The sequence below is a fragment of the Pseudomonas sp. F2 genome (assembly GCF_057174385.1).
Genome location: NZ_CM169904.1, coordinates 3548266 through 3563682, shown reverse-complemented (window position 1 = coordinate 3563682; position 15417 = coordinate 3548266). Strand labels below are relative to the sequence as shown.

General features: G+C 61.3%; 16 protein-coding genes. 11 read left to right on the top strand and 5 right to left on the bottom strand.

Annotation, left to right across the window (positions count from 1 at the left end):
* The first annotated feature begins 5 nt into the window (after positions 1-5).
* Together fkpB and ispH are read left to right on the top strand one after the other, a co-directional pair.
* A complete protein-coding gene (fkpB, locus tag AC193Q_RS15990) occupies positions 6-443 on the top strand; it encodes an FKBP-type peptidyl-prolyl cis-trans isomerase (RefSeq protein WP_179295010.1) in 438 nt (145 codons plus the stop codon).
* A gap of 232 nt (positions 444-675) precedes the next feature.
* On the top strand, positions 676-1620 hold the full coding sequence (gene ispH / locus AC193Q_RS15985) for a 4-hydroxy-3-methylbut-2-enyl diphosphate reductase (RefSeq protein WP_086792860.1): 945 nt from the start codon (positions 676-678) through the stop codon (positions 1618-1620).
* Here the strand turns inward: ispH and AC193Q_RS15980 are convergent.
* Complete coding sequence (locus tag AC193Q_RS15980) at positions 1577-2146, bottom strand: GspH/FimT family pseudopilin (protein ID WP_131671586.1); 570 nt, start codon at positions 2144-2146, stop codon at positions 1577-1579. The two genes, ispH and AC193Q_RS15980, sit on opposite strands and share 44 nt — an antisense overlap.
* A gap of 131 nt (positions 2147-2277) precedes the next feature.
* Between AC193Q_RS15980 and AC193Q_RS15975 the strand changes: the two genes are divergently transcribed.
* Genes AC193Q_RS15975 through thiO form a run of 7 tightly spaced genes read left to right on the top strand, consistent with a single transcriptional unit; the run spans position 2278 to position 9050 of the window.
* Positions 2278-2751, top strand: a complete 474-nt coding sequence (locus AC193Q_RS15975) for a GspH/FimT family pseudopilin (RefSeq protein WP_095668286.1) — start codon at positions 2278-2280, stop codon at positions 2749-2751.
* Positions 2748-3197: a type IV pilus modification protein PilV gene (gene pilV / locus AC193Q_RS15970; protein WP_041065314.1), complete on the top strand. Its 450-nt coding sequence runs from the start codon at positions 2748-2750 to the stop codon at positions 3195-3197. Before AC193Q_RS15975 ends, pilV begins: the two co-directional genes overlap by 4 nt.
* A complete protein-coding gene (locus AC193Q_RS15965) occupies positions 3194-3907 on the top strand; it encodes a PilW family protein (protein ID WP_041065317.1) in 714 nt (237 codons plus the stop codon). Before pilV ends, AC193Q_RS15965 begins: the two co-directional genes overlap by 4 nt.
* Positions 3908-3918: 11 nt before the next feature.
* Positions 3919-4398, top strand: a complete 480-nt coding sequence (locus AC193Q_RS15960; RefSeq protein ID WP_041065320.1) for a pilus assembly PilX family protein — start codon at positions 3919-3921, stop codon at positions 4396-4398.
* Complete coding sequence (locus AC193Q_RS15955) at positions 4385-7474, top strand: pilus assembly protein (protein ID WP_483878600.1); 3090 nt, start codon at positions 4385-4387, stop codon at positions 7472-7474. The genes AC193Q_RS15960 and AC193Q_RS15955 overlap by 14 nt, the downstream gene beginning before the upstream one ends.
* A gap of 15 nt (positions 7475-7489) precedes the next feature.
* Positions 7490-7891, top strand: a complete 402-nt coding sequence (locus AC193Q_RS15950; RefSeq protein ID WP_041065326.1) for a type IV pilin protein — start codon at positions 7490-7492, stop codon at positions 7889-7891.
* 58 nt (positions 7892-7949) lie between these two features.
* Positions 7950-9050 carry a glycine oxidase ThiO gene (gene thiO / locus AC193Q_RS15945; protein WP_483878599.1) on the top strand — a complete coding sequence of 367 codons (1101 nt, stop codon included), beginning with the start codon at positions 7950-7952 and terminating at the stop codon, positions 9048-9050.
* Between the two features lie 114 nt (positions 9051-9164).
* On the opposite strand, the gene AC193Q_RS15940 is transcribed toward thiO, so the two are convergent.
* The 4 genes from AC193Q_RS15940 to AC193Q_RS15925 all read right to left on the bottom strand — a co-directional run bounded on the left by AC193Q_RS15940 (position 9165) and on the right by AC193Q_RS15925 (position 13468).
* Positions 9165-10511, bottom strand: a complete 1347-nt coding sequence (locus tag AC193Q_RS15940) for a sigma-54-dependent transcriptional regulator (RefSeq protein WP_095668289.1) — start codon at positions 10509-10511, stop codon at positions 9165-9167.
* A complete protein-coding gene (locus tag AC193Q_RS15935) occupies positions 10508-12097 on the bottom strand; it encodes a sensor histidine kinase (protein WP_047296636.1) in 1590 nt (529 codons plus the stop codon). The genes AC193Q_RS15940 and AC193Q_RS15935 overlap by 4 nt, the downstream gene beginning before the upstream one ends.
* Entirely contained in the window at positions 12087-12320 is a 234-nt protein-coding gene (locus AC193Q_RS15930) for a PP0621 family protein (RefSeq protein ID WP_027612810.1), read from the bottom strand. The genes AC193Q_RS15935 and AC193Q_RS15930 overlap by 11 nt, the downstream gene beginning before the upstream one ends.
* Before the next feature lie 125 nt (positions 12321-12445).
* Positions 12446-13468 (bottom strand): outer membrane protein assembly factor BamD, encoded by a 1023-nt coding sequence (locus AC193Q_RS15925; RefSeq protein ID WP_047296635.1) that lies wholly within the window; start codon positions 13466-13468, stop codon positions 12446-12448.
* A gap of 151 nt (positions 13469-13619) precedes the next feature.
* Between AC193Q_RS15925 and rluD the strand changes: the two genes are divergently transcribed.
* Positions 13620-14582, top strand: a complete 963-nt coding sequence (gene rluD / locus AC193Q_RS15920; RefSeq protein WP_047296633.1) for a 23S rRNA pseudouridine(1911/1915/1917) synthase RluD — start codon at positions 13620-13622, stop codon at positions 14580-14582.
* Positions 14579-15301: a peptidoglycan editing factor PgeF gene (gene pgeF / locus AC193Q_RS15915; protein ID WP_483878598.1), complete on the top strand. Its 723-nt coding sequence runs from the start codon at positions 14579-14581 to the stop codon at positions 15299-15301. The genes rluD and pgeF overlap by 4 nt, the downstream gene beginning before the upstream one ends.
* Positions 15302-15417: the final 116 nt, after the last annotated feature.

Here is a 15417-nt window from a genome sequence, read left to right as displayed (position 1 = left end):
AGGTATTGGCTGAGCAACGCATCGGCCAGAACACGGAAGTCACTTTGCACTTTGCATTGCGCCTGGAGAACGGCGACACGGTCGACAGCACATTCGACAAAGCCCCGGCGACCTTCAAGGTCGGCGATGGCAACCTGCTGCCGGGTTTCGAAGCGGCATTGTTCGGCTTCAAGGCCGGCGACAAGCGTACGCTGACCGTTGAGCCGGAAAACGCCTTCGGTCAGCCGAACCCGCAAAACGTACAGATCATCTCGCGTTCGCAGTTTGTCGACATGGAACTGTCGCCGGGTTTGCTGGTGATCTTCAAGGATGCGGCCAATACTGAGCTGCCGGGTGTGGTGAAAGCGTTCGACGACGCGCAAGTGACCATCGACTTCAACCACCCGCTGTCAGGCAAGACGCTGACCTTTGACGTCGAGATCATCAACGTCAAAGCGATCTGAGTACACAGCAGAACCAGTGTGGGAATGGGCTTTTGTGGTGAGGGGATTTATCCCCGATGGGGTACGAATCGGCCCCGAATCCGATCACCGCGATCCAGAGCCGGAAGCGTTGACTGTTTTGACGATTGCTTCGCAATCGATCGGGGATAAATCCCCTCGCCACAACAGGCTCGCTCCCACAATGTTTTCAACCGTTTTCGCTATTTCTTGCGCGCAAGACACGAGGCACAGCATGCAAATCAAACTCGCCAACCCCCGTGGCTTCTGCGCCGGCGTGGACCGGGCGATCGAAATCGTCAACCGCGCCCTGGAAGTCTTCGGGCCGCCGATCTATGTGCGTCATGAAGTGGTGCACAACAAGTTCGTCGTCGAAGACCTGCGCAACCGTGGCGCGATCTTCGTCGAAGAACTGGATCAAGTGCCGGACGACGTCATCGTGATCTTCAGTGCCCACGGCGTTTCCCAGGCTGTGCGCAATGAAGCCGCCGGCCGTGGCCTGAAGGTATTCGACGCCACATGCCCGCTGGTGACCAAGGTGCACATCGAAGTCGCCAAATACAGCCGCGACGGCCGTGAGTGCATCCTGATCGGCCACGCCGGCCACCCGGAAGTCGAAGGCACCATGGGCCAGTACGACGCCAGCAATGGCGGCGCGATCTACCTCGTCGAAGACGAAAAAGACGTGGCCGAACTGCAGGTGCGTAACCCGGAAAAACTGGCGTTCGTGACCCAGACCACCCTGTCGATGGACGACACCAGTCGGGTGATCGATGCCCTGCGTACACGTTTTCCGGCCATCGGTGGTCCGCGCAAGGACGACATCTGCTACGCCACGCAAAACCGTCAGGACGCGGTCAAGCAACTGGCTGACGAATGCGACGTGGTATTGGTGGTGGGTAGCCCGAACAGCTCCAACTCCAATCGCCTGCGTGAACTGGCCGAACGCATGGCCACGCCGGCCTACCTGATCGACGGCGCTGAAGACCTGCAGAAAAGCTGGTTCGATGGCGTTGAGCGCATTGGCATCACCGCCGGAGCCTCCGCGCCTGAAGTGTTGGTTCGCGGCGTGATCCAGCAGTTGCAGGCCTGGGGCGCGACGGGGGCCGATGAGCTGGCCGGCCGCGAAGAGAACATCACCTTCTCGATGCCGAAAGAGCTGCGCGTCCGCTCGATCTGACGTTCTTCGTCTTCAGGCACAGCGCCTGCTCAGCCTTTGCGCTGGTCAGGCGCACCCGACCGGTTGCCGCCAGCACCACCTGGAGTTGGCTGACCGGCTCGCGTGCCGAGCAGATATGTAGCGTCCCCGCCTGAAACGCCCGCCCGGGCATCAGCGGTTGTCCCAGACTGCTGAAACGCACATAACGACTCACCGCCCAATTGCCGACGATCGGTATTCGTCCGTCACTCGCCTGCTCCACCAGCAGCGGATTGCTGCTGTCCTGCGGCCCCTTGCCGTTGAGATCCAGAATGATCCGCCAGCCCTGACTCCAGTCGCCATTGATGCCATGGATTACCACACTCTGGTTGCGGGTGATGGCCAGGGTGCGGGCGTTGCGAATGCCCTCGAGCAGCGACCGCGCTGCCTGCTCGCGATGAGTCGACTCGGTGAAGGCGGCGAACGCCGGACTGACCAGTGACAGAACAATTGCGCCAATCGCCAGTCCCATAAGCAATTCGATCAGGCTGAAACCCTGTTGCGGCATGACGACTCCCTCCGTGGAGCATGAAGCCCGGCACGATCCTTTTCGCCGGGCAGGGCAAATCAACCGACGCAGGCCGGTTGAATGTTCTAGTTTGTAGAAGCAGGTATAGCCGACGGCAACGGAGGGCATCGATGGATCATCGTACAAAAGGTTTCACGCTGCCCGAGTTGTTGGCTGCGGTCGCCGTGATGGTGATCCTCATCACCCTGGCGGTGCCGGGTTTCACCCGCTCGATCCAGAGCAGCAAGGCCGATACGGAAATGGGCGACCTGCAGCGTGCCATCAACTTTGCGCGGCTGGAGGCGATTGATCGCGGCGTGACCACACGCTTGCGCCCGAGCGCCGGCGGCAGCGTGTGGACCGGCGAATTGTCGGTCTACGACGGTACTGGCACTGCGGCCAATGTATTGCGGGTTGTTCCAGCAATGAGCAGCGGCGCGACTCTGACGCTACCCTCAGGAGTGTCCGCACTGGATTTCAATAATCTGGGTGGCCTGGCGGCGCCGTCGACAGCGGTGGCCATCAGTTACGTGCTGGGAACGCAAAGCAGGACGCTGAACGTGTGTCTGAACGGACGAATTCAATCGGGTGGAAGTTGCGGATGAGGGCAGGGAGCACACAGGCACAGGAGGGCATGTCGCTGATCGAAGTGCTGGTCGCGTTGCTGATTCTGACGGTCGGGATATTGGGCGCAGCCGCCGTGCAGCTCAATGCGCTCAAATACACCGACAGTTCACGGATGACCAGTCAGGCCAGCTTTATCGCCTACGACATGATGGACCGCATCCGCGCCAACGCTGCCGCCGACTACACGGTGACGCCGCCGACCTCGGGCAATCTCGGCGTGGCCCGCGATCAGGATCTTTACGACTTCACCACCAACATCGTCAATTTCGGCGGGCCCACCGCCACGGGCACGATCACCCTCAATCAGCGGGTGTACACCATCACCATCAACTGGAATGACTCGCGGGCCGCGAATGCCACCGGTACCACACGCAGCTTCGTTCTGACCAGTCGCGCCACGGTCGACCCGGTGGCCACGCCATGAAGCATGATCAGCGAGGGTTCGGCCTGATCGAAATGCTCATCGCGTTGGCGCTTGGGCTGATCATCGTACTGGGGGTGGTGCAGACGTTCCTTGCAGCCAAAAACACTTACGTCAGCCAGAACACCGCCGCTGCGATGCAGGAAGACGCGCGTTTTGTCCTGAGCAAGATGATCCAGGAACTGCGCATGGTCGGCATGTTTGGCTGCCTGGGCACGATTACTGACGCGAGTTCGGCAGGGGATTTCTACGCGGCGCAGGTTACGCCGATCAACTGGGACAACAGCAACCTCAAGCTGACCCTGGTCACCGCCGATGTTGGCGGCAGTGGCGGCACACCGACCTGGACGGTGCTCTCCGATTGCCGCAACAGCGCCACGGCCTATACCGGGTTGCGGGCGGCGGCGAGCGGGCAGATCGCCTTTCCGATCCGCCGTTTGATCTACAGCTTCAGCAACAACCAGATTCTCATGGGCACCGGCAGCGGCACCCCGACCCAACAGGTGCTGGTGAATAACGTCAGTGCCTTTAATGTGACCTTCGGCCTGGCCGCGTCCGCCACTGACGTCGCGGCTTCCTCTTACAGCGCCAACCCCAGTGATCCGGCGCGTATCCGCAGTGTGCGCCTGAGCCTGACCCTCACCGACCCGAACAATCGGGTGGCCAATCAAACCTTCAACGTGGTTGCCGCATTGCGCAACCGCTTGCAGTGAGGGCCGGGCTGATGAAAGTTGCATTCAACCAGCGGCAAAACCAGCGCGGAATGGCGCTGCTGGTCAGTCTGGTGTTCCTGTTGCTGTTGACCTTGATCGGGCTGTCCTCGATGCAGAGCGCCAACCTGCAGGAGAAAATGGCCGGCAGCGTCAGCCTGCGCAATCAGTCGTTCCAGACCGCCGAGGCCGCGCTGCGTATCGGCGAGAGTGCGGTGCAACTCGACAGCTACTCGCTGGCGGTGTGTGCCAATACCACGCAGTGTGCGCCGCCAGCAGAGTCCTCGGTGGTCAGTGCGGCGGGGCTCAATTCGACTTCCGGCGTAACGTGGATCGCAGCCGGTAACGGCTTTTATGGTGTACAGAACATCGGTACCACTCTGACGGCGGTCAACGTGCCGAGCAACACGTCGGCGACCCTGTATCGGGTCACTGCGGTCGGTATCGCTGGCACTTCGCGCAGTGTGGTGGAGAGTGTCTATGCGAAGTATTGAGCGCTGCCGGACACTGTTGACCGGCATGCTGCTGGGCTTGTATCTGGCGGCGCCGGCGTATGCGTTCACGCCGTCCGACTCGCCACTCTTGAGCGCAGCGGCGGTGCCGCCCAACGTGATGTTGCTGATCGACGATTCCGGCAGCATGAACAGCATCATTTACGCGGCAGGATTCGACCCGAACGTCACGCGCACCCCGGCCCGGCAGTGCAATGCGTTCCTTGGCCTGTGTTCGGCATTGAATGCGCCAGCGATTACCGGCGATCCGGTGTTTTTATCGAACCTGCCGACATCCGGCTGTTCCGGCGGCGCCTTCGCCTTTTACAACAACAGCATTGCACCGCTGTGCCTGAAACTGCCTGATCCGGTGGGCGGCGGCAATACGCGCTACACGGGGGATTACATTGCTTATGTGGTCAGTCTGGCGATCAACAACGGCACCCGCGACTTCACCACCGGGGCGATTCCCAACGACTACCGGATCAACGTCGCGCGCAACGTGTCCACCGCCCTGGTCACCAGCAACCGTAACTTGCGCATGGGCCTGTCGACCTTCAACCCGGTCACCAACAACAATCCCGGGAATGGTGGCTACATTGCCCGCGCCATCAGCGACCTGTCTCCGGTGTCCGGCAGCGTGACCCAGGCGCAGGCCGACACCAACTACAATGCGCTGATTTCCTCGATCAACGCTTTAGGTGCCGTGGCCAACACGCCGCTGGCGGAAACCTACTACGAAATCACCCGCTACATGCGCGGCATGGCGCCGTACTACAACAGCACGCCGACGACTTACACCAGTCCGATCCAGTACCGCTGCCAGAAAAACTACGGCGTGGTCATCACCGACGGTCTGCCGACTTACGACCGCACCTTCCCGAGCAACGATCCGTTGGGCGGCAGTCGTTTGCCGAACTGGGACGGCGTTAACAATGACGGCAACAACCCCAATGGCGATAACGAGGGTGACACGCTGTATCTGGATGACATTGCCAAGTTTGCGTTCGACATCGACATGCGTTCGACGGGGACAGACGCTGCCGGCAAAAGCTGGAACGCGGTGGATTTTCCCAAGCAGAACATGAATACCTACACCGTCGGTTTTACCGCCGACAACGACATGCTCTCGGACGCTGCCAGCTACGGGCAGGGCCGCTATTACCAGGCGACCGACAGCACCGGTCTCAACACCGCGTTGTCTTCGGCGTTGAGCGATATCACCTCCAAGGCCGGCTCCGGCGGCGCGGGAGTCACCAGCGGCACCACGCTGGCCAGTGGCACCAGTTATTTCCAGACCAGCTACGACCCCAAGGACTGGCGTGGCACGATCAAGTCATTCGGCTTCACTTCGGCGGGCGCGGTGAACACCTCGACGGCCCTGTGGACCACCGATACCACCATTGTCCCGGGCGCGACCGCACCGACCTATCAATCGTGGAACACTAGCAGCAACGCCGCCGTGACGCTGGCCTACGGCAACTTTTCCGCGGCCCAACAGACGGCGCTCAGCCAGAGCCTGCCCACCGGCATCAGCGGCAGCGATCTGGTGGAGTGGAGCAAGGGCACCAACAAGACCGGGCTCAAGGTGCGCAGCGTTTTGCTCGGCGACATCATCAACTCGCCACTGGTGCTGGCTTCGCCCAGTGATAAAACCGCCTCCGACCTGTCGGGCGACACCACTTACACCACGTACCTGACCACCAAGGCAGCGAACATGAATTCGAGTCTGGTGGTGAACGCCAACGACGGCTTCGTCAACGTGATCAACTCGGCCAACGGCACTCGACGTTATGCCTACATGCCGTCCAGCGTGTTGCCGTCCCTGCGGCTGATTGCCGATCCGGCGTACATCAATGGCGTCAGCCATAAATTTCTGGTGGACGGCCAGGTCGGTGTGTATGACGCGCAAATCAACAGCGCCTGGAAAACCCTGGCCATCGGCGGCACCGGTGCTGGCGGCAAGACTTTCTACGCGCTGCAACTGTTCGACGCGTCTGCGGGCAATGTGCTCAATGCCTTGTGGGAAGTCAGCGCACCCGCAACAGCGAACACAGCCAACGCATTTAATGATCTGGGTTATGCCTACGCGCGCCCGGAAGTGGCACGCTTGGCCGATGGTCGCTGGGCGGCGTTCATTGCCAATGGTTATGGCAGCAACTCCGGAGTGGCGGCTTTGTATGTGCTGGATGTGCGTGACGGTTCGTTGATCAAGAAGATCGTCATCGACAGCACCGAGACCACCAATGGTCTGTCGTCGGTCAAGCTCAAGGTCAATTCTTCGAACGTGGTGCAGGCCGCCTACGGCGGTGATTTGAAAGGGCGCCTGTGGAAATTCGATCTGAGCGCGACGTCGACCGACAGCTGGGGCGTGGCGTTTTCCGGCAAACCACTGTTCACCACGGCGGGCGGGGCGACTCAGCCGATCACCGCGCAGCCGCTGCTGGCGGACAATTCGCTGGGGGGCAAACAGATCTTCGTCGGCACCGGCAAATTCAACGAGACCGCCGACAAGACCAACAAGGATTTGCAGGCGTTCTACTCGGTGTGGGATGCCGACGGCGGTTCCGGACAGTTGACGGTCAGCAGCCTGCAGGCGCAGGCGGTGACCGGCGTGTTCTCCGGCAGCACCGGACAGTTCATCACCACCAGCCAGAACGACACGACCTATCCGGGGGAGAAGGGCTGGTATCTGCCTTTGGTGTACAACAATGTGCTGACCGGCGAGCGGGTGATCAATCAGGCCAGTCTGGTGCTCGGACGCATCGTGTTTACCACCGCCAGTGTCGACACCACGGACCCTTGTGCCAGTTTCGGTACCGGCAAACTGGTCGAACTCGATGCGTTCAGCGGTAAGATGCTCAACTACGCGGTGCTCGACACCAATTCCGATGGCGTGGTCGACAGCAACGACACGATTTCCAGTGGCGTGGTGTTCACCGGCGGGATTCCGACCCTGAACGCCATCGTCAACGGCGGGACTCGCAAGCTCGTCAACGATTCCAGTGGCACCGTGACCACGCTGGTGGAAAAATCCGGTGGCGGCAGCCGTCGTATCATGTGGCGACAAATACAGTAAGTGAGAGTTTGAGGCATGCGCAGATTCAACCGGGGCTTCACCCTGATCGAGATCATGATCGTGATTGCGATCATCGGGATCATCATCACCATCGCCGCACCGAGCTACACCGAGTACCTGAAAAAGGGCCGGCGCGCCGAAGTGGTGTCGCTGCTTTCGGAACAGGCGCAGATCCTCGAGCGCTTCTACACCAAAAACAACGTCTACACCGGCATCACCGGTCTGAGCACGGGCAATGATTTTTACACCATCACCCCGACGATCGCTGACCAGACCTTCCTGCTGACCGCCACCCGCAAGGCCGGTACGACCATGGCGACCGACAAGTGCGGTGATTTCACCCTGACCAACACTGGCGTCAGAAGCATGAACAACGCTACCACCGGGCTGACCACCAAGGATTGCTGGGGCCGCTGAGGTAACTTCTTACGGGCGACTCTTTGCGCCCGCTGTCTTCATTACGGTTGGATCAAACATGACCAGGCAACAGCAAGTGGTGATTGTCGGTGGCGGGGTGATTGGCCTGCTGACCGCCTACAACCTCGCCTCCGAAGTGCGCAGCGTGGTGCTGCTGGATCGCTCGAACGTCGGCCAGGAATCGTCCTGGGCCGGTGGCGGCATCGTTTCCCCGCTGTACCCGTGGCGCTACAGCCCGGCCGTCACTGCGCTGGCGCATTGGTCGCAGGATTTTTATCCACAGCTGGGCGAGCGGCTGTTTGCCGATACCGGGGTTGATCCCGAAGTGCACACCACCGGCCTGTACTGGCTGGATCTGGAAGATGAAACCGAAGCACTGGCCTGGGCCGAGCGGGAAAACCGTCCGCTGCGGGCTGTGGATATCTCGGCGGTGCACGACGCGGTGCCGGTGCTGGGTGGCGGGTTCGCCCGGGCGATCTACATGGCCGATGTGGCCAACGTGCGTAACCCACGGCTGGTGAAGTCGCTGAAAGCGGCGTTGCTGGCGCTGCCGAACGTGACGATTCACGAACAATGCGAAGTCAGCGGGTTTGTTCGCGAAGGCGAGCGAGTGATTGGCGTCGAGACGTCCAAGGGCCTGATCCGCGGCGAGCAGATCGTGCTGACGGCCGGGGCATGGAGCGGTGATCTGCTCAAGACATTGGATCTGACGCTGCCGGTGGAGCCGGTCAAGGGCCAGATGATTCTCTACAAGTGTGCAGCGGATTTCCTGCCGAGCATGGTGCTGGCCAAGGGACGTTATGCGATTCCACGTCGCGACGGGCACATTCTGATCGGCAGTACGCTGGAGCACGAAGGCTTCGACAAGACCCCGACCAAGGTCGCGCTGGAGAGCCTCAAGGCTTCGGCAGTCGAATTGCTGCCGGCGCTGGCGGAGGCCGAAGTGGTGGGGCATTGGGCCGGTTTGCGCCCGGGTTCGCCGGAGGGGATTCCGTATATCGGCCGGGTACCGGGGTTTGAGGGTTTGTGGCTGAACTGTGGGCATTACCGCAACGGCCTGGTGCTGGCGCCGGCGTCTTGTCAGTTGTTTGCCGATGTGATGCTCGGGCGTACGCCGATTATCGATCCGGCGCCGTATGCGCCTGAAGGTCGCATTTAGTCTGATATTTTCTGTAGCCTGGCAGATCGCTTTCGCGAGCATGCTCGCTCCCACAGTTGATCTTTGTCGGTCACAAAATCCAATGTGGGAGCGAGCCTGCTCGCGAAGGGGCCCTCAATCCAGCCCGAGTTTCTTCAGCCGATAGCGCATCGAGCGAAATGACAGACTCAATCGCTGCGCCGCTGCCGTGCGATTCCAGCGGGTTTCCTCCAGCGCCTGCAGGATCAGCTTGCGCTCGACGTTCTCCAGATAATCCTCAAGGTTGTCGATCCGGGTAAGATCGGCGATGCCGCCCTCAACCGTACAATTACCTTCGCTGAGCCGTAAGTCCGCCGCCTCGATCAACTGGTTTTCACACAACGTGTGCGCCCGTTCGAGGACGTTTTCCAGCTCTCGCACATTCCCCGGGAAGCGGTAGCTCTTCAGCGCCTCAAGCGCCTGAGGGTGCAGGCGGGCCGCCGCTCGTCCGCTGCCTGCCGCCAGACGCTGGAGCATGTGCGCAGCCAATACCTGAATGTCATCGCGCCGTTCGCGCAGGGACGGCACACGCAGTTCGATCACGTTCAAGCGGTAATACAGGTCCTGGCGAAAGCGCCCGGCGGCGACCTCGGCCTCAAGATCTTTGTGGGTAGCACAGAGAATGCGCACATCGACCACCGCTTCCTGCTGCCCGCCGACACTGCGCACGGCTTTCTCTTGAATCGCCCGCAGCAGTTTGACCTGCATCGCCAGCGGCAGGTCCGCCACCTCGTCGAGAAACAGGGTGCCGCCGTGCGCGGCCTGGAACAGCCCGGGTTTGTCCTCGACCGCGCCGGTGAAGCTGCCCTTGCGATGGCCGAAAAACTCGCTTTCCATTAGCTCTGACGGAATCGCCCCGCAATTGACCGGCACAAACGGCTTGCTGGCGCGCGGTCCCTGTTCGTGGATCAGCCGTGCGACCAGTTCTTTGCCGCTGCCCGATTCTCCGCTGATGTAGACCGGCGCCTGACTGCGCGCCAGCTTGTCGATCTGTTTGCGCAGATCGCGCATGGGCAGCGAGTCGCCGAGCAGGCGCCGGTCTATCGACGTGCCGGCGCCGCCCACCGCCGGCATGCGCAACGCGGTGCTGACCAGTTCACGCAAGCGCGTCAGATCAACCGGCTTGGTGAGGAAGTCGAAGGCGCCAGCCTTCAACGCGTTGATCGCGGTTTCCAGACTGCCATAGGCGGTGATCATCGCCACTGGCAGTTGTGGATGACGTTGCTGAATGTGCTGCACCAGGTCCAGCCCACTGCCGTCGGGAAGGCGCATGTCGGTCAGGCACAGGTCGAACGCATTGCGTTGTAACAGCGCCTGGGCTTCGCCGAGGTTGCGAGCACTGAAGGTGTCGAGTTTCATCCGTCCCAGGGTGATTTCCAGGAGTTCGCGGATATCCGGCTCGTCGTCGACGATGAGGATTTTTTGCCGTGGGCTCGTGTTCAACTTTGTTTCCGTCCGTGAGCAAAGGTGATGCGAAAGCAGCCGCCGCCTTGGCGTGGTTTGAAGTCTAGGCGCGCCTGGTTGCTTTCGCACAGCTCACGGGACAGATAAAGCCCAAGGCCGGTGCCCTGGCTGCTGGTGGTGAAGAAGGGTTCGAACAGATGCGGTTGTTGATCAAGCGGTACACCAGGGCCATTGTCTTGGACTTCAAGCACCGCCAGCTGGCTCTCGGGGTCGATGAACAGCGCCAGCCAGACCTCGGCCTGCTCGTGCAGCAGGGCGCTGTGGCGCCAGCCGTTACGTAACAGATTGTCGAGAATCTGCGTGAGCTGATCCGGATCCATCAACGTGATGAAGTCCCCGGAATTGATCCGCAAATGAATCGACTGCCGCTCGCTCGCCTGTTCGCGGCTCTCGGCAACGAAGTGCTCCAGCCATGGCTTGAGATCCAGGCGCTGAGGGGCGCTCTGCTGGCGGCGCGACAGTTGCAGGACGTTTTCGATGACTCGGTTCATGCGCTGGGAGTGGTCTTGAATGATCTGCGTCAGACGCCGATCCGCACCATCGAGTTCCTCGGACTCGCCCAGCAGCTGCGCGGCGTGACTGATGGCGCCCAGTGGATTGCGGATTTCATGGGAGATGCCGGCGGTCAGGCGCCCGAGCGCGGCGAGCTTGAGTTGCTGGGCCTGCTGCGCGACTTGCGCCAGATCTTCGAGGAACACCAGGGTTTGCTGGTTGGGGCTCTGATCGAGGGCGATGAAGTTCGGTTGCAGTTCCAGGCCATTGCCGGGAATCTTCAGGCTCTGCGGGCGCAGGGTCGGGTTGCTCAGCCACAGTTGCAGGCGCTCGACCAATGCCGGCGAATAGTCGCTGATCAAATGGCCTTCAAGATGCGACTGGGCCAGCAGGGTCTTCGCACTGTGGTTGGCCAGCTGTACCCGACGCTGCTCGTCGAGCACCAGGATGCCGGTGCGCATGCGTTGCAGAATCAGAGCGTTGAGGGCTTCAAGGCTGGTGACTTCGCTGGCGCGCTGTTCGGCGAGATTTTCGCTGACTTCCAGGCGCCGGATCAAACCCTGGACCAGCAGCGATGCGGCAAAGCACAAGGCGCCCAGGGTTCCGGCTTGCAGATAGTCATTGGCGCTCAGGGGATGGCTCAGGCTCAGCAGGAAGCTTGAGCCGACAATGCCAAGTGCGCCGATGGCGGCAATCAGCAGGCCAATGCGCCGGCGCAGCAAGGTGTTGCTGATCGCCACCGAGACGATCAGCAGGTTGCCGATCGCGCTGGCCACCCCGCCCGCCGCGTAGAACAAACCGCACAGCAGCAGCACATCTACCAGCGCCAGACTGAACAACTGCGAGGGCCGCCGGGTATTTTCCAGAAACACCACCAGCAGGATGTTCAGCACCAGATACAACCAGCTGCCACTGCGCAGCAGATCGTCGTCGGCCGACGTCAGCAGGCGATTGTCCATATTGCTGGAGATCAGCAGCACCAGCGTGATGCCGACGCTCAAACGGTAAAGATGATAAAGGCGCAGCAGGCGCTGCGCCTGTTTACGGTCGGCGTTGGCGGCCTCAGCGATCACTGGCGCCCGGGCCTTGCTCAAGATGAGCCTGGCTGCAATACCATTGTTGCTGAAGGTTCAGCGCACGGTCGCGGGGCAGATGCACGCCGCAGTGGGCGCAGCGCACCATCGGTGCGGCGTCTTGCTCGCGGGGCGATTGAGCAGACGAGGCGGGCGCCTTGAATTTGCGCCACAGCCATACCGCGGCGAAAATCAGGACAATCCAGAACAGTAAACGAAGCATGATGGGCGGCTTTTCGGCTAATGATTCGGCAGTTTAGCCAAGGAGCCGGCAGGCGCACAGACTATTAACGCGCCGCCACAAAAAAGGGAGATCCGCAGATCTCCCTTTTTATGTACCCGATGTGATCAGTCGAACACGCCGAAGGTCATGTAGCTGAACCACGAACGATCTTCGTTGTTGCCTTCGGCTTCATGACGCTCTTCCTCGATCACGTCGCCGTTTTCGTCTTTAGGCTTGAGCTCGTTCGGGATCGCGTCTTTCGCGTCCTGGAACTGCTTCTGCACGTCCTGGTTGGCGCGGGTTTCTCCCGGCGGCAGCGGTGGACGCGACTCGATCAGGCCAAGAGTGGCCTTGCTCAGCCACGAACGGTTGTCGGCTTCGGCAACCGAAGGCACGAACTGACCGTCCTGCAGGCTTGGGTGATTCGGGTAGTTGAGTTTCAGGGTTTCCAGACTGGTAGCGGCCAGTTCGTCCAGGTGCAGACGCTGGTAAGCCTCGGTCATCACCGCCAGGCCGTCGCCGACCGATGGGGTTTCCTGGAAGTTTTCCACTACATAACGGCCACGGTTGGCGGCGGCGACGTAGGCCTGACGGGTCAGGTAGTAGTCGGCTACGTGGATTTCGTAGGCGGCCAGCAGGTTGCGCAGGTAGATCATGCGCTGCTTGGCGTCCGGCGCGTAGCGGCTGTTCGGGTAGCGGCTGGTCAGTTGGGCGAACTCGTTGTACGAGTCGCGGGCAGCGCCCGGGTCACGCTTGGTCATGTCCAGCGGCAGGAAGCGCGCCAGCAGGCCGACGTCCTGGTCGAACGAGGTCAGCCCCTTGAGGTAATAGGCATAGTCCACGTTCGGGTGCTGTGGGTGCAAACGGATAAAACGTTCGGCGGCGGACTTGGCAGCTTCCGGCTCGGCGTTTTTATAGTTGGCATAAATCAGTTCAAGCTGTGCCTGATCCGCGTAGCGACCGAACGGATAACGCGACTCCAGAGCCTTCAGCTTGGCCGTGGCGCTGGTGTAGCTGTTGTTGTCCAGGTCGGTCTGAGCCTGCTGGTACAGCTCGGCTTCGCTCAGGTTTTCGTCGACGACTTCCTTCGATGAGCAAGCAGCGGTCAATGCGAGGATGGCGATCAGCAGCAGGTGTTTCACTTGCATGGCGGCTTGCGTCCCTATGACGGCCGCTGTCTTGGGCGGGGCCGTCCTGTTATGATGAGCGCCCCGTTGAAAAGCCTCGGGGCAAAAGACGCCGTATTTAACCACAAGCGCGCAGCCGAAACCAAAGGCTGTGCCGACGCCCAGTCAGAGCATGTCCGATAAAATTGAACTTCGCGCAGAGGTGCCGTCCGATTTGGGCGGCCAACGCCTCGATCAAGTCGCCGCCCAACTCTTCGCTGAGCACTCACGCTCGCGCCTTTCCGCCTGGATCAAAGAAGGTCGCCTGACTGTGGACGGGGCGGTCATCCGCCCGCGCGACATCGTGCATGGCGGTGCCGTCCTTGAGCTGACTGCCGAGCAGGAAGCCCAGGGCGAGTGGATCGCCCAGGACATCGAGCTCGACATCGTCTATGAAGACGACGACATCCTGGTGATCAACAAGCCTGCGGGCCTGGTGGTGCACCCGGCTGCCGGCCACGCCGATGGCACCTTGCTCAATGCCTTGCTGCACCACGTTCCGGACATCATCAATGTCCCGCGCGCCGGTATCGTGCATCGCCTGGACAAGGACACCACCGGTCTGATGGTGGTGGCCAAGACCATCCAGGCGCAGACCAAGCTTGTTGCCCAGCTGCAAAGCCGCAGTGTCAGCCGGATCTACGAGTGCATCGTGATCGGTGTGGTGACCGCCGGGGGCAAGATCAACGCGCCGATCGGTCGCCATGGTCAGCAGCGCCAGCGCATGGCCGTGATGGAAGGCGGCAAGCCGGCCGTCAGTCACTACCGTGTGCTGGAGCGTTTCCGGTCCCACACCCACGTGCGGGTCAAGCTGGAAACCGGCCGGACCCACCAGATCCGTGTGCACATGGCGCACATCAACTTCCCGTTGGTCGGCGACCCGGCGTACGGCGGGCGTTTCCGCATTCCGCCTGCTGCGAACCCGACCATGGTCGAGTCGCTCAAGCACTTCCCGCGTCAGGCGCTGCACGCGCGCTTCCTTGAGCTGGATCATCCGACCACCGGTGAGCGCATGAGCTGGGAATCGCCGCTGCCGGAAGATTTCGTCTGGCTGCTGACCTTGCTCAAGCAGGATCGCGAGGCCTTCGTCGGATGAACTGGCTGACGCCGGACTGGCCTGCGCCGGCCAGCGTCAGGGCCTGTGTCACCACCCGCGAGGGAGGTGTCAGCGAGGCGCCGTTCGACAGCCTCAATCTGGGCGATCATGTCGATGATCGCCCGGACGCAGTCGCCGAGAATCGTCGGCGTCTGACCGAACATTTCTCTATAAAGCCTGCCTGGTTGCAGCAAGTGCACGGTATTGTCGTGGCCCATGCTGATCCGGGCGTGGTGGCCACCGCCGATGCCAGTTGGACGGCAACTCCCGGGATTGCCTGCACGGCGATGACTGCTGATTGCCTGCCGGCATTGTTCTGCAACCGGGCCGGTACTCGCGTCGCGGCGGCCCATGCCGGTTGGCGCGGGTTGGCGGCGGGCGTACTGGAAGCCACCCTCGATCATCTCGACACCGCTGCGGCGGACGTGCTGGTCTGGCTCGGCCCGGCCATCGGCCCGAAAGCCTTTGAAGTCGGCCCGGAAGTACGCGAAGTCTTCGTCAAGCAACTGCCGGAAGCGGCAGCCGCCTTCTTGCCCAGCCACAATGCTGGCAAGTTCATGGCTGACATCTATCTGCTGGCGCGTCTGCGTCTGGCGGCCAAAGGTGTCACGGCGGTTTATGGTGGCGGTTTCTGCACGGTGACCGATCCGCGCTTCTTTTCTTACCGCCGTGCGTCGCGCACGGGGCGCTTTGCCTCCCTTGTCTGGCTCACCCGCTAAGCTTGTCTGATCTACATCAATCTCCCGACGCTTGAATCTCCCAGAATCGACCGCATCTACAGTGGTATCTGGCAGGTTTCTTTATTCAGGATGGTTTTTAGGTCCGACCTGCTCAA